The organism is Rhizobium sp. P1_E1 (assembly GCF_056406015.1).
The window spans coordinates 51,425-70,160 of record NZ_JBFUAY010000014.1; the positions used below are offsets into that span (position 1 = coordinate 51,425).

Annotated in this window: 18 protein-coding genes; 7 read left to right on the forward strand and 11 right to left on the reverse strand. The window is 60.8% G+C overall.

What is annotated here, in order from left to right:
* Positions 1-10: 10 nt before the first annotated feature.
* Positions 11-1,429 carry a rhamnulokinase gene (locus tag AC1D1Z_RS08340; RefSeq protein WP_477850130.1) on the reverse strand — a complete coding sequence of 473 codons (1,419 nt, stop codon included), beginning with the start codon at positions 1,427-1,429 and terminating at the stop codon, positions 11-13.
* Between the two features lie 316 nt (positions 1,430-1,745).
* On the opposite strand from AC1D1Z_RS08340, the gene AC1D1Z_RS08345 reads away from it, so the two are divergent.
* Positions 1,746-2,762, forward strand: a complete 1,017-nt coding sequence (locus tag AC1D1Z_RS08345; RefSeq protein ID WP_028734063.1) for a LacI family DNA-binding transcriptional regulator — start codon at positions 1,746-1,748, stop codon at positions 2,760-2,762.
* A gap of 33 nt (positions 2,763-2,795) precedes the next feature.
* Here the strand turns inward: AC1D1Z_RS08345 and AC1D1Z_RS08350 are convergent, their stop codons facing one another.
* The 6 genes from AC1D1Z_RS08350 to AC1D1Z_RS08375 form a co-directional block, all read right to left on the reverse strand.
* The gene (locus AC1D1Z_RS08350; RefSeq protein ID WP_477850132.1) at positions 2,796-3,806 is read right to left on the reverse strand and encodes a zinc-dependent alcohol dehydrogenase family protein; all 1,011 of its coding nucleotides are present in this window, start codon (positions 3,804-3,806) and stop codon (positions 2,796-2,798) included.
* An 88-nt stretch (positions 3,807-3,894) separates the two neighbouring features.
* Positions 3,895-4,683: an L-iditol 2-dehydrogenase gene (locus AC1D1Z_RS08355; protein WP_130759240.1), complete on the reverse strand. Its 789-nt coding sequence runs from the start codon at positions 4,681-4,683 to the stop codon at positions 3,895-3,897.
* Positions 4,684-4,819: 136 nt separating this feature from the next.
* A complete protein-coding gene (locus AC1D1Z_RS08360; RefSeq protein ID WP_130759239.1) occupies positions 4,820-5,878 on the reverse strand; it encodes a carbohydrate kinase family protein in 1,059 nt (352 codons plus the stop codon).
* Positions 5,878-6,549 (reverse strand): D-lyxose/D-mannose family sugar isomerase, encoded by a 672-nt coding sequence (locus AC1D1Z_RS08365; protein WP_130759238.1) that lies wholly within the window; start codon positions 6,547-6,549, stop codon positions 5,878-5,880. The genes AC1D1Z_RS08360 and AC1D1Z_RS08365 overlap by 1 nt, the downstream gene beginning before the upstream one ends.
* Positions 6,549-7,703: a Gfo/Idh/MocA family protein gene (locus tag AC1D1Z_RS08370; protein WP_130728854.1), complete on the reverse strand. Its 1,155-nt coding sequence runs from the start codon at positions 7,701-7,703 to the stop codon at positions 6,549-6,551. Before AC1D1Z_RS08370 ends, AC1D1Z_RS08365 begins: the two co-directional genes overlap by 1 nt.
* A 21-nt stretch (positions 7,704-7,724) precedes the next feature.
* Positions 7,725-8,549 (reverse strand): class I fructose-bisphosphate aldolase, encoded by an 825-nt coding sequence (locus AC1D1Z_RS08375; protein ID WP_477850136.1) that lies wholly within the window; start codon positions 8,547-8,549, stop codon positions 7,725-7,727.
* A 342-nt stretch (positions 8,550-8,891) separates the two neighbouring features.
* Here AC1D1Z_RS08375 and AC1D1Z_RS08380 point away from each other — a divergent pair, with 342 nt between their 5' ends.
* From AC1D1Z_RS08380 to AC1D1Z_RS08405, 6 genes are all read left to right on the forward strand, one after another.
* On the forward strand, positions 8,892-10,205 hold the full coding sequence (locus AC1D1Z_RS08380) for an ABC transporter substrate-binding protein (protein WP_130748754.1): 1,314 nt from the start codon (positions 8,892-8,894) through the stop codon (positions 10,203-10,205).
* Positions 10,206-10,343: 138 nt separating this feature from the next.
* On the forward strand, positions 10,344-11,216 hold the full coding sequence (locus AC1D1Z_RS08385; protein WP_018243661.1) for a carbohydrate ABC transporter permease: 873 nt from the start codon (positions 10,344-10,346) through the stop codon (positions 11,214-11,216).
* A gap of 1 nt (position 11,217) precedes the next feature.
* The gene (locus AC1D1Z_RS08390; RefSeq protein WP_018072683.1) at positions 11,218-12,048 is read left to right on the forward strand and encodes a carbohydrate ABC transporter permease; all 831 of its coding nucleotides are present in this window, start codon (positions 11,218-11,220) and stop codon (positions 12,046-12,048) included.
* Positions 12,049-12,066: 18 nt separating this feature from the next.
* Entirely contained in the window at positions 12,067-13,065 is a 999-nt protein-coding gene (locus AC1D1Z_RS08395) for an ABC transporter ATP-binding protein (RefSeq protein ID WP_130728851.1), read from the forward strand.
* Positions 13,065-13,838: an L-iditol 2-dehydrogenase gene (locus AC1D1Z_RS08400; protein ID WP_130728850.1), complete on the forward strand. Its 774-nt coding sequence runs from the start codon at positions 13,065-13,067 to the stop codon at positions 13,836-13,838. The genes AC1D1Z_RS08395 and AC1D1Z_RS08400 overlap by 1 nt, the downstream gene beginning before the upstream one ends.
* Before the next feature lie 43 nt (positions 13,839-13,881).
* Entirely contained in the window at positions 13,882-14,817 is a 936-nt protein-coding gene (locus AC1D1Z_RS08405) for an AraC family transcriptional regulator (protein ID WP_047623239.1), read from the forward strand.
* A gap of 122 nt (positions 14,818-14,939) precedes the next feature.
* On the opposite strand, the gene AC1D1Z_RS08410 is transcribed toward AC1D1Z_RS08405, so the two are convergent.
* From AC1D1Z_RS08410 to AC1D1Z_RS08425, 4 genes are read right to left on the reverse strand one after another with little or no spacing between them, the layout of a single operon-like run.
* Complete coding sequence (locus AC1D1Z_RS08410) at positions 14,940-15,713, reverse strand: SDR family NAD(P)-dependent oxidoreductase (protein WP_018447071.1); 774 nt, start codon at positions 15,711-15,713, stop codon at positions 14,940-14,942.
* Positions 15,714-15,724: 11 nt separating this feature from the next.
* Positions 15,725-16,450 carry an SDR family oxidoreductase gene (locus AC1D1Z_RS08415; protein ID WP_018244748.1) on the reverse strand — a complete coding sequence of 242 codons (726 nt, stop codon included), beginning with the start codon at positions 16,448-16,450 and terminating at the stop codon, positions 15,725-15,727.
* A gap of 29 nt (positions 16,451-16,479) precedes the next feature.
* Positions 16,480-17,757, reverse strand: coding sequence for a D-tagatose-bisphosphate aldolase, class II, non-catalytic subunit (locus tag AC1D1Z_RS08420; RefSeq protein ID WP_130759707.1), 1,278 nt, complete (start codon positions 17,755-17,757; stop codon positions 16,480-16,482).
* Positions 17,757-18,734: a tagatose kinase gene (locus AC1D1Z_RS08425; RefSeq protein WP_130759237.1), complete on the reverse strand. Its 978-nt coding sequence runs from the start codon at positions 18,732-18,734 to the stop codon at positions 17,757-17,759. Before AC1D1Z_RS08425 ends, AC1D1Z_RS08420 begins: the two co-directional genes overlap by 1 nt.
* Between the last annotated feature and the right edge of the window lie 2 nt (positions 18,735-18,736).

An 18,736-nucleotide genomic window follows, 5' to 3' on the forward strand; every position in this document is an offset into this window, starting at 1 on the left:
AAACCCATTGTTATTTCTGAGGGTAGTAATTCAGGATATCGGCCGACTTTTCAATCACGATGCGAGCCGCTGCAAGGTTTTCGATCAAACCAAGGCCAATCAGCTGCATCGCGATATTTCCCCAAGCGCTTGCTTCGATTGGTCCGACGGTGACAATACGGCTGGTGCGGTTTGCTATCATTTGGCACAAAAGAGCGTCCTGGCCCCCGCCACCACAGATCCGAAGGCGGGCCACAGGCTCATGCGTCTGCCGTTCGAGCGCCAAAAGACTTTCTGCAACGTCTCCAGTCAACCCGCGGTAAACGGCAAGTGCGAGAGTGCCGAGGTCGTCATTGGTGCATCCAGCGAGTTCGGGGCGGGCGCGCGTCAAAGCGGCCACAATGTCGGGCGGATCGAAGAAAGCTGGATCCGACGGATTGATCGAGGCTGACATCCCCCGTGCGGAGGCAATCGTCGCAAGGTCTGACATTTGAGCGAAGCTGATCTCCTGCCCTACGCGCGCCGACCAGTGCGAACGAAGCTTTTGCAGCAGATGTAACCCATTCAAACTTCGTAAGAAAAGCTGACGACCTTCAATGCCACCTTCGTTCCCGAAACCGGTTAACCGGGCGTCCTCCGAAGTAATCGCGTGACGCACCTCGCGGCCGATGATTGACCATGAACCACAGATCAGGAAGGCTTCCTGCGTGCGTAGTGGAAGTCCGCATACTGCGCTTGCAGTGTCGTGGGCCGCGACCGAGATCACGGGAATTCGGTTGTGTAGTTGAAGTTCCAATTGGAGCTCTTCCCGAAGCCGGCCAAGGACCGTGCCCGGCTGCGTTAACGGTGGAAGCAGGCCGAGGGGGATGCCGGCGCTGCTGCAAATGGAACGATCCCATTTTCCGTCCAACGAGAGAAGGCCGGAGGTGCGCGCAAGCGTAAGGTCGCCGCCGACTGCCCCTGTCAGGTGATAATTGACGGCATCGGCGATCATCAGCACGCGCTGGCTGGTGGCAATCACCGATGGATCTTCCTTGCCTGCGCTGAAAAGCTGATAGACCGTGTTGATTGGGAGAACCTGCGAACCGGTCCGTTCGAACATTTCGCTGGGTGTCGTGGGAAAGGCGTCATAGCCTCGTTGGGAACGGGGATGCCGGTAGTGGTGAGGCGCGGCCTGCAGCTGTCCGGTGGCGTCAACGAAAGCATAATCTACCCCCCAACTATCCACGCCGATGGAATCGATCTTCGCGCAACGCTCGAGTGCCAGCTGCAAGCCTTTCTTGATTTCCTCAAGCAAACGATTGAGGTCCCAGTGGGGTCCATCATCGAGGCGCATCTCCATCCCGGAGAACCGGCGAACCTCCGAAAGATCGATCTTTTGTCCGTCGAAGCGGCCCAGCATCGCCCGCCCGCTCCCAGCGCCCAAATCGACTACGAGGCAATTGATCATTTTGCTTCTCTCAAAAAATGGCTCGGACGCCCGCCAAAGCGACAATATCAGACCGCAAACACAAACCAATCTTTATAAATGTGGTTTTATGTGATTTTATTTTGACTTGTATAGCGCCAGGCTTGCGGTTTTGCACCGACAGAAAGGTCTTCGAACAGCGGCGCGCTTGATGCGACGTCCCGCGAGTGATCTAGTGGAATGACAAATGGAGGTGAACTTCAGCAGCCCGCCTGATGAATGTTCGACCGCTCCTGTGCTAGCGTGCTATGCGCGTCTGAAAAGACGCGCGGCGCCGTAGAGAAAGAAATGCGAGCACGTGACGACCAGCATCAGACATATTGCTAAGCTTGCAGGAACGTCAGTCTCTTCGGTCTCGCGTGTTCTCAACAACAGCGGTTATGCCTCGCCTGAGCTCAGGGACCGGGTCGAGGCGGCAATCCGATCACTGAACTACACACCCAGCAAGGGTGCACGTATGCTGCGGGGTGCACCAAGCCGGATGATCGGACTGATGCTGCCGTCGATTGAAGTGCCTTTCTTCGGCATCCTGGCCCATGCCATCGAACAGGAATTGTTCCAGCACGGCTATCAGACGCTGATCTGCAGCACGGCGGAAAACTTGGACCACGAGGTGCGCTATATCTCCATGCTGCTCGCCCAGCGCGTCGATGGCGTCATCGTGGCGAGCGCCTTCGGCAGTATCGAGCATTTCGGGGTGCTCAGGGACGCCCGTATTCCGATCATCGCCATTGACCGCGAGCTGAACGGCATCGCCGACGACGCTGTCATGGCCGATCACGCGGAAGGTGGACGGCTGATGGCGCGCCATCTGATCGACCTCGGCCACCGGGCGATCGCCATCGTCGGCGCGCCGGCACACAGCCAACCTATCCAGCTTCGCCTTCAGGGCATCACGGCGGAAATGGCCAAGGATGGCATCGCACCTGCCATCGTGGCGATGGCGGAAGAGCACAGCTTTGCGGAAACCTACCGGCTGGCGCGAGAATTGCTGGCGTCTCGACCTGAGGTCACCGCGATCATCGGCACAACCGACGTTTCGGCGATTGCCGCAATCCACGCCATTCAGGATCGCGGATTTTCCGTTCCGAACGACTATTCGGTCGTCGGCTTCGACGACCTGCCGGAGGCAGCCTATGTCTTTCCGCGGCTGACAACGGTCGCGCAGCCGATCCGCGATGTCGGGCGGCAGGCAGCACGGCTGCTGGAAGCGCTGATCGAGGAGCACCAAACAGGGGACGAATCTCAAGGCGCGGTCGTAAAAGTGCCGGTCACGCTGATCGAGCGTGATTCCACCGGCCCCGTCCGCAACTGAGCGGCAGTGTCGATCGGAGATGAGCGACGTGAGCTAGGGTCGGACGATGACCTTGATCTCGCCCGGTAATGGCGCGTTGCCCACCACGTCGGCGACCTCCTCGAGACCGATGGTTTTGGTGACCAGCGCGTCCAGCTCCAATGCCCCGTTTGCTACCATTGCAGCAGCGCGCGAATGGGTGAAAGGATTGAGGTAGGCCGRCCTGATATCGACTTCGTTCACCAGCAGATCGAAGGGCAGAACCGGCACCTCGACACCTGCCGGCGTGACCCCGAAAAGCACGAATGTGCCACCGCGCCGCGCCATCCTCAGACCGCTTTGAAGCGTGTCGGGCACGCCGGCGCACTCGATGACCACGTCTGTGCCGCCTTTGGTAACCTCTCGCACGGAAGCGATCGTGTCCGAGGAGGCCGGGTCGAAGGCGTGCGTCGCCCCCAGGCGCAGAGCGGTTTGGCGTCGCGATTGCTGGCGCGTGATCAAAATGATCTCGCTCGCCCCCGCCAGGCGGGCCAATTGCACCATCAGCAGACCGATCACGCCCCCGCCGAGGATCGCGACGCTGTCGCCCGGACGGATCCTTGCCTTATCGATGGCGTGGATGCAGCAGGCCAGCGGTTCACTGAAGGCGCCGTGAACGGGATCGAGGTCGGCCGGCAGCCTGAAGGCCTGCGCGTGCGGCACCGCCACATATTCCGCAAAGCCGCCATCCCGTGTCACGCCGATGGCAGTCAGGCTCTCGCACAGGTTCGGCCGCGCCTGCGTGCAAGCCGGACAGATGCCGCAGGCGATATTGGGGTCGACCGTCACGAGCTCCCCACCGCTAAACCGTGTCACACCATCGCCGATCTCTTCCACGATGCCGCAGAATTCGTGGCCCAGCGTGACGGGGATCGCTGTCGGATATTCGCCCTTGTACATGTGGCGATCGGAACCGCAGATGCCGGCTGCTGCCACCCTGACAAGCAGTTCGCCTGGCCCGGCAACCGGTTTCTCAACGTTGCGCATGGTCAAAGACCCGATCGACTCCAAGCGTACAGCCTTCATTCCACTCCTCCAGACCTCAAGTTCGATTGCCGATCGTGCTGATGAAGCCGCCTTGCAGGATGATGCACCCGCGACGCGGCTCAAACGCTCAGCTCATGACATTGCCGCCGTCGACATTGTAGCACTGCGCCACGATGTATGCTGCATCAGGCCCGGCCAGGAAGGCGGCCATGGCAGCTTGTTCTTGGGGAGCGCCAAATCGTCCGGCGGGAACGGCGGCGGCCACGCGGCGCTTGACGTCACCGGGTTTCAAAGCTTCCCGGCTGCCGAGTTTTGCATCGACGACGTCCCACATCGGCGTATCGACGACGCCGGGAGCGATGGCGTTGACATTGATCCCGTAACGGATCAGCTCCAGAGCGCAGCTTTGCGTGATGCTGATGACCGCCGCCTTGGATGCGCAGTAAGCCACAGCAGGTCCTTCGCCCCGACGCCCCGCCTGGGACGAGAAGTTGATGATGCGTCCACCTTCCCCCCTCTCCACCATGTGCCGGGCAACGGCCTGTGTCATGAAAATCACGCCTTCGATATTGACCTGAAATACCCTAGCGGTGCGCTCCCGGGATATTTCCAGAATGGACTCGACCTCGTAAATGCCTGCGGCATTGACCAGGATATCGATCTTGCCGGCAGTGGCGATGGCGAAGCGTGCAGATTCTTCGATGCTGTCCTGGCTGGTCACGTCAAGCGCCACACCCCAGGCATGCGGACCGATCGCTTCCGCCACCCGTGCGCATCGTTCACCGTCGAGATCCGCCACGACAACCCTGGCGCCTTCGGCGGCGAAGCGTTCGCATACTGCTTTGCCGATACCGCTCGCTCCCCCTGTGACCAATGCCACCTTGCCCGAGAGCCGCGCCGTTTCCGTATAGGTCATCGCACTGCCTCCCCGCTCGGACCTGCGCCGGCAAGGGTGCCGTGCGCGGCTGCCATCGTGAATAGCTTCATGTCTGCTCCTCCATTCTGACTGGATGGTGATCGGCGCCGCCCTCTCCTGAGACGACGCCAATGGGCTATGCGGATTGCGGGCTCGCCTCCTGCGCCTCCCGAAGGAGCACAGACATGTCGGGGATGCCGTCGGTGGCCGTCGCACCCGCGAGGCAATGCGCAGCCGCCGCATGGGCGACGGCGCAGATATGCTCGACCGGCCAGTTCTCATGCAGGCCGTAGAGCACGGCGGCACAGAAGGCGTCTCCTGCGCCGACCGTACTGACGATGTCATCGGGATCGACGGGTCGTGAACGCGTCATGATCGGGGAGGCGCCTGATGCAAACCAGAAGCAGATTTCCGGTGCATGGATAATCGCGCCTTTGGTGACGCCTGCCGCAAGCAGGCGCTCGCCCGCTTCCAAAAGTCCCGCCTCGATCAAATCTCCCTTCGCATCGCGAACGATGACGCCGGTTGCCCGACCCGCCTCCATCTCGTTGATGATCAGGAAATCGCAGAAGGGCAGGGCGACGCCGACCTTGGCGGCAAATTCCGGGTCTTCGCTCGATACGAAATCCACGCAGGTCGTCAGCCCCGCGCGGCGTGCGGCTTCCAGCAGGCGCGACGCTCCCGAACGACCGTCAGGGCCGATGCGGTCGAGACCCGGCAACAGCATGAGATAACCGAGATAGAACAGCCGATAGCCGGCCTTGGCGAAGGCGGCTGGTGAGACGAGCTCATCCGTCACGGCATCGTTGGCGCCGCCATGATAGAAGAAGGTGCGGTTCTGGCCGGGCACATTCATGACATGCGTATGCGCCGTCACCCGGTCGGCAAGCGCGGTCAACCCACCGACATCGACGCCGGCAAGTGTAAGGCGGGCCTTGACGATCTCCCCATCCTGATCAGCGCCGATGCATCCCGCCGCCGCCAGCTTTCCGGGAAATCCGAGCGAGGCCAGATCGGTAACGACATTGGCCGCCCCGCCGCCCACGCCCAGATCCTGGTGCAGGATATGCGCGAGATTGCCCTGTTCTGGCCAATAGGACAGGGTGTGGACGCGATCGACAATGAAGTTTCCCGCGCAGACGATGCCGCCGTGCTTCTGGCTATCGCGATCGCAAACCTCCTCCCCGCCCCGCATCAACTGCCTCCTTCGTTCCAGAGCGGTCTCAGCGGCGGCTCGTCTTCCTCGATCGCGGCAAAGCGCCCGATCGGTTCCAGAAAGACATTGTCGTTGTTGTCGTCGTTGACCTGGCTGACCTCGCCGACAAGGACAGGTCCGCCCCCTTTCCTGCCGTAAAAGCGGTGGTAAAGCCCGGTGCGGATCGCCACGCTTTGGCCAGGCTCAAGAATCAGCGGCTGCCATGCCGCGAGCCGGTGCGGCAGCCCGTCGACCGGAACCGTCACATCCTCCGTCAGCACATTGCCATCGGCGTCGGTTGCGGCGAATTCGATGACGAGATCGCCGCCGGCGCGATTGATGATGTCTTCCATCTTCGCCGCATGGCGGTGCGTCGGCGTAACCTGCCCTTCCCCAACGAAGAGCAGCTTTTCGGCATAGGTCCGCTCCCCCTCGACATCAACGATGCCATTGCGCAGGCAAAACAGCACGAGGCCGCATTCGGCAAACCGGTTCGAGCCGAAATCGGTGACATCCCAACCCAGCTGATGGGCGCGCAAATAGGCCGATGCCTCCGGATGAGAGGCAAAATCCGCCGCCGTCCAATATCCCCATGCCGGCAGGGACCAATGCCAGCGCTCGAGGGTCTCGGTTGCCCGCAGCAACGCGGCGTTGATCGCGGAGCGCTGCATCAAACGGACACCCCGTCATACGCGACCGGTACCACGACGTCCTCGCGACCGGATTTGAGGGCTGCCGTCAGGACCGCATGATGCGCCTGCGCCTCCGCCGGCGTCGCACAGCCGAAACCGTTCGCATCCCCGCCGGCAAGCTCATCGACGAAGGCCGCCCACATCTGCTGTATGGCGTCGGCAAAACCGAATTCAAAGATCTTGCCTGTGATGGCCGGAAACAGCGAGCCATAGCCGAGATCCTCGGTGCTCCAGGCCTGCGCTCCGCCATTATAATCCATCCACTGCCACTGGCGCGGCGACTTCGTGCTGAAGAATGCGCTTTTCTTCATGCCAAGAACCCTGATGTACCAGGTGTTGGATTCGCCGGGCGCGATGCGCCAGGTTTTCAGCACCATCGGGAAATCCTGATCCCCGGTGCGTACGCGGCTGCTGATCGTGGCATTGTCCCAGGTGGTGCAGGGCAGCATGCCGCCCTTGCCGTCGGGACGTTCGGTAACCTTCTTGACCAGTTGCGCATGCAGGGTCGTCGGGCGCCAGCCGAGACGCAGCGGCACGTGCAGCACATGCATGCCGAGATCACCCATGCAGCCATAGTCGCCATTGATCTCGGCCATACGCTTCCAGTTGATCGGCTTCTGCCGGTCGATATCCGAAGAGTGCAGGAAACCCGCCTCGACTTCGATTATATCCCCCATCTCGCCGCTTTTTGCGAGCGCGATGACCTTCTGTGCGCCGGGGAAGAAAGGCATTTCCGACGAGCAGCGAACCAGGAGTTCGGGATGCTCGGCCAGAACCGCCATGATTTCCCGGTTCTGAGCGGCGTCCATGCCGAAGGGCTTTTCGCCGAGAAGATGCTTTCCGGCCTTCAGGACGTCGATGTAGAATTGCTGGTGCAGCACATGCGGGACGGCGCAATAGACCGCATCGACCTCGGGATTGGCCAGAAGCTCCTTATAGTCGGCAGTGAACTGCCGAACCGTCGGCACATTGTCCCTGAACCAGTCGAGCAGCGTCGCATTGGTATCACAGACGGCGACGATTTCCGGTCGCGCCTTCACATCGGCCAGATGCAGCCAGCGCGCCGCAGCACTCGCGAATTCGCGCCCCATCAGACCGCAGCCGATGACGCCGAAGCGGAATATTTTCGTCATGACATCTCCTCCCCAGACGCGTCAGCCAATATGCAGCGAGGCTTGCTCGACGGAAGCCTTGTCATGGACGATCGCCATCAAGGCTCGCGTCATGCCGCCGGGATTGTTGTGTTGAATGACGTTGCGGCCATAGACGATGCCACGAGCGCCCTGCTCCATCAACTGCTTGGTGCGGATCAGGATTTCCTGATCCGAAACGCGGCCGCCGCCGCGCACGAGCACCGGCAGGCCCTGAGCGATCTCGACCACGCGGTGATATTCCTCGACATTGTCGCAGGGGTCGGCCTTGATGATATCAGCGCCGAGTTCGGCCGCCTGGCGCACAAGCGGCAGGATCTTGTCGATCGCGCCATCGACCATGTAGGCGCCCTTGGAATTGTCCTGCATGACGAGCGGCTCGACCATCAGCGGCATGCCGTAGATCTCGCATTCACGCTTCAGGCTGTTCACATTGCGCACACAGGCGCGGTAGACCTCCGGCTGGTCCGGCAGCATCAAAAGATTAACGAYGACACAGGCGGCATCCAACGCAACGCCCTGCTCCACCGCCCTGTCGATCATCTCGGAAAACAGCTTAGACGGCAGGGGATTGCCATAGATGTTGGCGATGTCGGTGCGCAGCACCAATGCCGGACGATGCTTGCCGGGAATAGCCTGCAGAAGGGGTGCCGTCCCCGGCGGCAGCTGAATGGCATCCGGCGCCGCTTCCGCGATCACCTCGATGGCAGTCTTCATGTTCTCGATGCCGGCAAGGAAAGTCCGTTCATTGAACATGCCGTGATCGATAGCAACGTCAAAACAATTTCCAGACACGCCGAAAAGTCGGTTCAACCGCGCGGACTTCATCAGGCTCTCTCCCAAATATGGCAACGTTTCCACATTCGAATAAACGCAGGAGAATTGCGAGTCAAGAAAATGTGGTAACGTTTCCACATTCGCTGAATTGTCCATTTGGCGCGTTGAATTCGCCTCATCAGCCATGCAGGCCGTCGCGGCCCTGAGTCAGGCGGGGCCGCGCTGATACAATTGCAGGAGATCAGAATCGTTTACGGTCGGAGATTTGCATAAGAGTATCGGTTTTTGGCTCCTCAAGCGCTAGTTTGCTCCCACTGGCCATTTAAATTGCATCCCACGCTCACCTTTGGAGGAATGGCTGACGTTTCGGGGTGAGTTGTCTTGGGAGGATCCATGAGACATTATTTGGCAGGCGCGCTCGGCGCCTTTATTTCCGTAGCACTCAGCTCCACCGTTCTGGCCGAAACGCTGACGATCGCGACCGTGAACAACGGCGACATGATCCGGATGCAGAAGCTGACGGATGATTTCAAGGCGAAGAATCCCGGCATCGACCTTGAATGGGTAACCCTCGAGGAAAACGTGCTGCGCCAGAAGGTCACGACCGACATCGCGACCAAGGGCGGCCAGTACGACGTTCTGACGATCGGCACCTATGAAGTTCCGATCTGGGCGAAACAGGACTGGTTGCTGCCGCTCGACAATCTCGGCGCCAATTACGACGTCGACGACCTGCTGCCGGCAATCCGCAGCGGCCTGACTGTAGACGGCAAGCTCTATGCTGCGCCGTTCTATGGTGAAAGCTCGATGGTCATGTACCGCAAGGACCTGTTCGACGCTGCCGGCCTGAAGATGCCCGACGCGCCGACCTGGGACTTCGTCGCCGACGCTGCCCGCAAGATCACCAACAAGGACAAGGAAATCTACGGCATCTGCCTGCGCGGCAAGGCCGGCTGGGGCGAGAACATGGCCTTCCTGACGGCCATGTCCAACTCCTTCGGCGCCCGCTGGTTTGACGAGAAGTGGAAGCCGCAGTTCGATCAGCCGGAATGGAAGGACACGCTCGACTTCTACGTCAAGCTGATGAAGGATGCCGGCCCTCCGGGCGCCTCCTCCAACGGCTTCAACGAGAACCTGGCGCTGTTCCAGACCGGCAAGTGCGGCATGTGGATCGACGCAACGGTTGCCGCTTCCTTCGTCGCCGATCCGAAGCAGTCGCAGGTCGCCGACAAGGTCGGCTTCGCGCTCGCCCCGGACAAGGGCCTCGGCAAGCGCGGCAACTGGCTCTGGGCCTGGAGCCTGGCCATCCCGGCAGGKACCCAGAAGGCMGAAGCTGCTGAGAAGTTCGTCGCCTGGGCAACSAGCAAGGAATACAGCAACCTCGTCGCCGAGAAGGAAGGTTGGCTGAACGCACCTCCGGGCACCCGCAAATCGCTCTATGCGAATGCGGACTACCAGAAGGCGGCTTCGTTCGCCAAGATGACGCTCGACTCGATCAACTCGGCCGATCCGAGCAAGCCGACCGTCAAGCCGGTCCCCTATGTCGGCGTCCAGTTCGTGGCGATCCCGGAATTCCAGGGCATCGGCACGGCAGTGGGCCAGCAGTTCTCCGCAGCTCTTGCCGGCCAGCTTTCGGTCGACCAGGCCCTGCAGAGCGCMCAGCAGCTGGCAACCCGCGAAATGACCAARGCCGGCTACATTAAATAAAACCTCCTGAGCAAGAGGCGGATCCTTGACAATCCGCCCCTCTGGGTCGCCGATTGCCCGAACTGCATCGGCGGCCTCTTTTTTCAAACAAAGCTGCCTTGCGGCCGCTCCCCGCTTCAGTCCAGATCGGTGATTGCCATGGCAACGTTACATACCCGCTCCGCCGCGCGCCTGATGATTGCGCCCTCCGTGCTGCTGCTGTTTGCGTGGATGATCGTCCCGCTTGTGATGACGATCTATTTCTCGCTGCTGAACTACAATCTGCTCAGCCCCGGCATGGAGAGCTTCGTCGGCTTTCTGAACTACGAATACTTCCTGTCCGACCCGGCCTTTTTTGCGGCGCTGATCAATACGCTGCTGCTCGTCGCCGGTGTGTTGCTGATCACCGTCATCGGCGGCATCGCCTTTGCGCTGCTGCTCGACCAGCCGATGTATGGCCAGGGTATCGTGCGCATTCTGGTGATCGCGCCGTTCTTCGTCATGCCGACGGTGGCAGCACTGGTCTGGAAGAACATGTTCATGAACCCGGTCAACGGCCTGTTTGCCCATCTTGCCAAGGCGCTCGGCCTGCAGCCGATCGACTGGCTGGCGAACGCGCCGCTGTTTTCCGTCATTTTGATCGTCGCCTGGCAGTGGCTGCCCTTTGCTACCCTCATCATGCTGACCGCGCTGCAGTCGCTCGACGAGGAGCAGAAGGAAGCCTCCGAAATGGACGGCGCCGGGCCGATCTCGAAGTTCATCTACATCATCCTGCCGCATATGGCGCGTGCCATCACCGTGGTGATCCTGATCCAGACGATCTTCCTGCTTTCGGTCTTTGCCGAAATCCTCGTCACCACCAATGGCGGGCCGGGCACCGACAGCACCAACCTTACCTATCTCGTCTATGCCCAGGCGCTGCTGCAGTTCGATATCGGCGGGGCATCGGCCGGCGGTATCGTGGCTGTTATCCTCGCCAATATCGTCGCGATCTTCCTCGTGCGCCTCGTCGGCAAGAATCTGGAGGCTTGAGATGGCCAGAAAAGTCACAACGCAGCGCAAGCTGATCGTCACCGCGATCGCCTGGACGCTCGGCATCCTGATCTTCTTCCCGATTCTCTGGACGTTTCTGACCAGCTTCAAGTCGGAAGCCGACGCCATCGCCTCGCCGCCGCAATTCCTGTTCTTCCACTGGACGACGGAAAACTACGCCGAGGTTCAGAGCCGGTCGAACTATCTCAGCCACTTCATGAACTCGGTGATCATCTCCTTCGGCTCGACGCTGATCGGCCTGATCATCGCTATTCCCGCCGCCTGGGCGATGGCGTTTTCGCCGACCAAGCGGACCAAGGACGTGCTGATGTGGATGCTGTCGACCAAGATGATGCCACCTGTGGGCGCGCTGATCCCGATCTACCTGCTGTTTCGCAATTCGGGCCTGCTCGACACGCGCACCGGCCTCGTCATCGTGCTGACGCTCATCAACCTGCCGATCATCGTCTGGATGCTCTATACCTACTTCAAGGAAATCCCCGGCGAGATCCTCGAGGCGGCCCGCATGGATGGGGCGTCGCTGATGAAGGAGATCGTCTACGTGCTGACGCCGATGGCGGTGCCCGGCATTGCCTCGACGCTGCTTTTGAACATCATCCTTGCCTGGAACGAGGCGTTCTGGACGCTCAACCTCACCGCCTCGAAGGCGGCGCCGCTGACGGCCTTCATCGCTTCCTATTCCAGCCCCGAGGGCCTGTTTTACGCCAAGCTGTCGGCGGCATCGACGATGGCGATCGCGCCGATCCTGATCCTTGGCTGGTTCAGCCAGAAACAACTCGTCCGCGGCCTGACCTTCGGCGCTGTGAAATAACATAAAAGGGAGAGAAACATGGGCAGCATTACCCTTCAGAAGGTTTCCAAGGTCTTCGGCGAAGCCAAGGTCATCCCTTCGATCGATCTCGACATCAAGGACGGCGAGTTCGTCGTCTTCGTCGGCCCGTCGGGCTGCGGCAAGTCCACGCTGCTCCGGTTGATCGCCGGGCTCGAGGACGTCTCCGGCGGCAAGATCGTTATCGACGGCAGGGACGCCACCGAAAAGGCGCCGTCTGAGCGCGGCCTGGCCATGGTGTTCCAGTCCTATGCGCTTTATCCGCATATGAGCGTGCGCAACAACATCGCCTTCCCGCTGAAGATGGCCGGCGTCGACAAGGCGGAGATCGACCGCAAGGTGAGCGATGCCGCCCGGGTGCTGAACCTCACCGATTATCTCGAACGCAAGCCGCGTCAGCTGTCCGGCGGCCAGCGCCAGCGCGTGGCGATCGGTCGCGCCATCGTGCGCCAGCCTTCGGCCTTCCTGTTCGACGAACCGCTGTCGAACCTCGATGCGGCGCTACGCGTCAACATGCGCCTCGAAATCAGCGAGTTGCATCAGCAGCTGAAGACGACGATGGTCTATGTCACCCACGACCAGGTCGAGGCGATGACCATGGCCGACAAGATCGTCGTCTTGAACAGGGGCAATATCGAGCAGGTCGGCTCGCCGCTCGAACTCTAYAGCCGCCCCCGCAACCTCTTCGTCGCCGGCTTCATCGGATCGCCSAAGATGAACTTCATCACAGGCCAACACGCCGCCGCGCTSAATGCACATACCATCGGCGTCCGGCCCGAACATCTGACCATTTCCACGGCCGAAGGCCTGTGGAAGGGTGAGGCGAGCGTCACCGAACATCTCGGCTCTGATACCTTCATCCATGTTCGCACCGAGGTGGCGGGCCTGCTGACGGTGCGGGTCTTGGGTGAGACGGGCATCCGCGCCGGGGAGACGGTTTATCTAACGCCCGATCCGGCGCGGATCCATAGATTCAACGAAAAGGGAGTGGCAAAGTAATGAAACGGCTTGAAGGAAAATCAGCTTTGATTACCGGTTCGGCGCGTGGCATCGGCCGAACGTTCGCAGAGGCTTACATCCGCGAGGGCGCCACCGTCGCAATCGCCGACATCAATTTCGAGCGCGCCGAGCATACGGCCAGCGAACTTGGCGCATCCGCCTATGCACTGAAGATTGACGTTACCGATCAGGCCTCCATCGACCATGCGATTGCCGCTGTCGATGCCAAGACCGGCGGCATCGACATACTCGTCAACAATGCCGCGCTTTTCGATCTTGCGCCGATCGTCGGGATTACCCGCGAGAGCTTCGACACACTTTTTGCCATCAACGTCTCCGGCACGCTCTTCACCCTGCAGGCAGCGGCGAAATCGATGATCGCGCGCGGAAAGGGCGGCAAGATCATCAACATGGCGAGCCAGGCGGGACGACGCGGAGAGGCTCTGGTCGCCGTCTATTGCGCAACGAAGGCTGCCGTCATTTCACTCACTCAGTCAGCCGGGCTCGACTTGATCAAGCACGGAATCAACGTCAACGCCATTGCACCCGGCGTCGTCGACGGCGAACATTGGGACGGCGTGGATGCGAAATTCGCACAATACGAAAACCGCCCGCTTGGCGAGAAAAAGCGGCTGGTCGGTGAAGCTGTTCCCTTCGGCCGCATGGGGACGGCGGAAGACCTGACCGGAATGGCAATCTTCCTCGCCTCGAAAGAAGCCGATTACATCGTCGCACAGACCTACAACGTCGATGGTGGTAACTGGATGAGCTAACCGCTATCCTCAACCCGGTTTATCCGTTGATGGAACAAGTGGAATGAGCGCCTCGACCAGCTTGACCAAGCCGTCGGTTGCCCGCAACGGAACATCGCGGCTGGCGCCGAAATTTGAGCACGTTCTGACCGCTGAAGATGATACCTTCCTCTGGCGGATCGACGACTATCCCTGGGCAAATTCGCTCTGGAATTTTCATCCGGAATTTGAGATTCACCTTATCCGCAAATCGTCCGGCACGGCGTATGTTGGTGATTATATCGGCAATTTCGGTCCCGGCGACCTAACAGTCGTCGGCAGCAATCTGCCACATGATTGGGTCTCGCATATTGGCAAAGGCGACAGGATCCCGGAACGGGATCTTGTCGTTCAATTTCATCCGGACAAAATTCGAGAGGCAAGCAGGTATCTGCCGGAGATGAAGCGCCTGGACACGCTTCTGACGGTCGCACAGCGTGGATTGCGATTTTCGGGGACTACAGCTCGACGTGCGACTCTTCTGCTCGAACGCATTGGAGCAGTTGGTGGGTTGGAAAGGTTGATCCGTTTCCTTCGCGTTCTGGAACTGCTGGCAGATTCCCGCGAATACGAACTTTTGTCATCGCCCGACTTCTCGCCGAATGTCGACGCGGCGACGCTGAACACCATGCAGCGGGCAATTCTCCATATCCACGGCCACTTTACTGAGAAAATTCAGCTCCCCGACGTCGCATCCGTAGTCAACATGTCGACAAACACCTTCAGCCGATTTTTCATCAAGAACACCGGACGCAGCTTTACGGATTACGTGGTGAGTTTGCGCATAGGCAGGGCCTGCAAATTGCTGTCGGAGTCCGATGAGACCGTGACCGACATCTGCTATGAAGTCGGCTACACCAACTTGTCGAACTTCAATCGCGCGTTTCTTCGCCATGTCGGCAAGACTCCATCCGTCTACCGGAAGGCCGCACGGGGAAAACGCGTCTCGCCCGACAGCTGAAGACTATCCACTTTCAGATTGCTGCTTGCTGCGGCAAGTTGCCCATTGGCGGACTTGCGTCTCCGAGGCGGCCGATCACCGCCTCTTTCCGGTGCAGACGAGGCGCACGCCTCCCGCAAGGACTACCAGCAGGTGAAGCCTGCATCGACGTTGACGATTGCCCCGGTCATCAGGCTGGCAGCGCCCGACGCGAGGAAGAGGACTGCGCTTGCAACCTCTTCCGGCGTTCCCATCCTGCCCATCGGCGTGTCGGCGAGCCAGAGCGGAATACGCTCGCGATTGGCTTCGACGGCCACCACCATCGGCGTCTCGATATAGGTGGGCGCGACAGCATTGACCCTGACGCCGTGCTGCGCCCACTCGGCGGCCAACGAACGCGTGAGGTGATGGACTGCTGCCTTGGAGACGTTATAGGCCGTCTGAGGCTGAGGCCGGTTGCAGATGTGACCCGACATCGAGCCGAGATTCACGATGGCGCCGCGCTTCATCGAAATCATGGGACGACCGAAGGCGCGCGAGCACCAGAATACGCCGTTGAGATTGACGTCCATCATGCGCAGCCAATCCGCGTCGGTGAGCTCTTCCGCCGGGATGCCACTCTGGCCTATTCCGGCATTGTTCACGAGGATCGTTGCCGGCCGGCCGCCATCGGCAAGCTCGGTTGCGATCGCATCCATTCGGGCCGCGTCGGTGACGTCGCCGACCCGGACTTCGACCTCGTACCCCTTGTCGCGCAGCGCAAGCGCTTGCTCAGCGTCGGCCTCGTTGCGTTCGATAACGACGACGGCGGCGCCCGCCTCCGCCAGCGCCTCGCTGCAGCACAGCCCGATCGCGCGCCCTCCGCCCGTGACCACCGCCCGTTCGCCGTCGAGGCGAAATTTCTGCTGGTAACTCATGTTCGGCTCCTTCAGATGTCAAAGGCGCTTGGAAGCACCACGATATCACGGATGGTGACGTTGCGCGGACGGGTCAGCATGAAGATGATCGCGTCGGCGACTTCCTTGGGCTCGATCAGAGCGCCGGCCTCCTTGGCCTTGCGAAGGTTTTCCTCCGGCCAATCCGCAAGCAAAGCGCTGATCACCGGCCCCGGAGAAACCGACCCCACACGAATGCCGCTTTTCAGAAGCTGGCGTCGCATCGTCTGGACGAAGCACGTCATCGCCCACTTCGATGACGAATAGACCGGTTCCCATGGAATCGCTGAATGTCCGGCGACCGAGCTGGTGACGACAATGTCGCCCGTGCCACGTTCGATCATGTGCGGAATGACGTTTCGAACGTTCTTGATGACGACGTTGACGTTGAGATTGAGCATCCGATCGATGGTATCGAGGTCGGTTTCCACCAGGTCACCGCCGATATAGGTGCCTGCATTGGCATGCAGGATGTCGAGTTTGCCGGTCTTGGACAGAATGCCCTCGAGTAATCCCGCACACTCGCCCGGATCCAGCAAGTTGATCTTGAGCGGAATAGCGCGCTCGCCAAGCCGGTCGCAAACTCTCTCAAGGGCCTTCTCATCGCGGTCCACCAGCACGACCGTCGCGCCAGCGGCGAGCATTGCCTCCGTCGAAGCGAGTCCTATTCCGGATGCTGCGCCCGTGACCGCCGCGATCTTCCCATTCAATTCCGTCATCGATTTCTCCTCCTGCTTGATCCTGATTGTCAATTCTTTCCGACGCCGCAGGCGGCGTGATAGTCCGAGAGACTCTTCGTCACTTTCCAGATCAAAACCTGTTCCGGATCGAGCGGCGCATCTGCGAAACCCTGCGCGGCCGGCATATGCTGCCAAAGCAATGGCAGCGATACGGTTTGCCCTCGAAGGGCCTCGCATAGCCGCCGGACGGCCTCTTGTGCTTCAGCTGACGCCCAATAATAGCGGATGCGGTCAGACAGCGAATAGTGCCGCAGCCAGCGCATTTCGGCGTTCGTCCCGTGGTAGTGGCGGCTCCAATTGCCGGGCTGATCGAGCATCAGCGCTTCCATCGCCGCATAGAGCGGACGCTGGCCATAATCGGGCAAGAGGTCCGACGCGATCGCATCCAGCGCATAGAGCGCCTCGCGCAGGACGAAGGTCAGCTCGGGACCGACCTTGAGAATGGGAAACCCGTCCTCCACCAGCGCGGTCAACGGCCTTGTCCCCTGATAATCCGTCGAGTGAGCCTCGAAGACGAATTGCGGCTCGTCGGTCAGCACCGATTTCAGCGCGTCTATCTTGCTGCGATCATAAAGGATGACATTGTGATTGCCGAACTCGACGCCCGGCTGAACGACCAGCCCGATGGCCCGTCCAAACGCTTGCCCGATTCCTGCCTCCGCAAAGATCCGGCGGTGGACTTCGATCGTCTTCAGCGCCGCTGCGGCGGCCGTCGGTTCGATTGATGTGAGGGCATGATCGGCCCCGCCAGGCGGCGGCACTTCGGTGCCGATGACGTAAACCGGCATTGCGCCGCCGCTCTTCTTCGCCGACGCCTCGGCGACCGCCGCAAGCCGGGCGGCACGATGGGCCGTGGTTTCGTCGTCGAGCGCCACCGGCTCGTCCTTGCAGCCCATCGAAGCATCGAGGTGAATCTTGCGGAATCCGGCGTCGACATAGGCGGCAACCATCTTCTCGGCCTCGGCCATGGCCTCTTCCGCCGGGCGGTCGCGCCAAGGATTGGGGCCGAGGTGATCGCCGCCGAGAACGATAAGTTTTTCGGGGCACCCCTCCTCCGCCGCGATCTTCATCACGAGGGACGCGAAGTCGCTTGGCGTCATTCCGGTGTAGCCGCCGAGGTGATTGACCTGATTGCAGGTCGCTTCGATCAGGACGGTGCTCTCGTGTTGCCGCCCGTGTCGGAGTGCTGCTCGAAGCACGATCGGATGGGCGGAGCAGACGGAGGTCACACCTCTCGGGTGGCCTTCGCTCCTCAGCTTGGCCAGTTCGTTGAGATGCACCTGCATCACGGGCGCCTTTCCGTTGAAGCGATAAACGCATCGAGTTCTTGCTGAGTGCCGGCACCTTCCATCGGACCGAGGACCGTCACGTTGCGGGCGCCAGCGGCCGAGGCATAGGTAAGCGCTTCCTTCTGAGACATTCCGAGCCGCCGGCAGGTGAGATAGGCACCGCCGAAGCAATCGCCGGCGCCCGTGGGGTCGACCTCCTGAACGACAAATGCCGGCGCGTCGATGCGGTCTCCCTGCCTGCCGAAATAGGTCGCGCCTTCGGCTCCGCGCTTCAGCACGACCTCCTTGACGCCAATCTCGAACAAGCGGCGGATCGCTTCTGCCTCGCCTTCGACACCTGCGGCACGCTCAAGTTCCTCTCCGGACGGCAGAAGCAGATCGGCGGCGGCGACGAGCATGGAAAACCGGCGCTCGGTGTCCGCGTCCAGCTTCAATTCCTTGCGAATGTTCGGATCCACCGAGAGCGTTCCCCCGCGTGCCTTGACGATGTCGACCGCCTTGTCGATCACCGCGCGCGCACTGGGGACAGACAGCGCCGAACCCATCACGTGAAGATGGCCGCTCCGATTGATGAGATCGGCGACCGTTTGAGACCAGCCGAAGCGCGCAGCTGCTGATGTGGCGATGTTGTAGACGAAATCCCGGGAGCCATCCTTGCGGTAGCGAACAAACGCGCTTCCTGTGGGATAGTCCGGATCGATCGAGATCGTCGAAACATCGACGCCGTCACGTTTGAGGCGATCGGTATTGACACGACCGAAATCGTCATTGCCGACGGCGCCGACCATGGCGGCCTTGCCGCCCAGGCGGCCGCACTGCGAGATGAAGATCGCCGGCGCCCCGCTCGCGAACGGACCGACGAGCGGCTGGGCTTCGAGAAAACCGTCTCCCACCGTCGTGGCGACGATCTCGACGAGGATCTCCCCTACGCAAACCGTGGGACCAAGCTGGTCCGGAGCCAGTACTGAAGTCATTT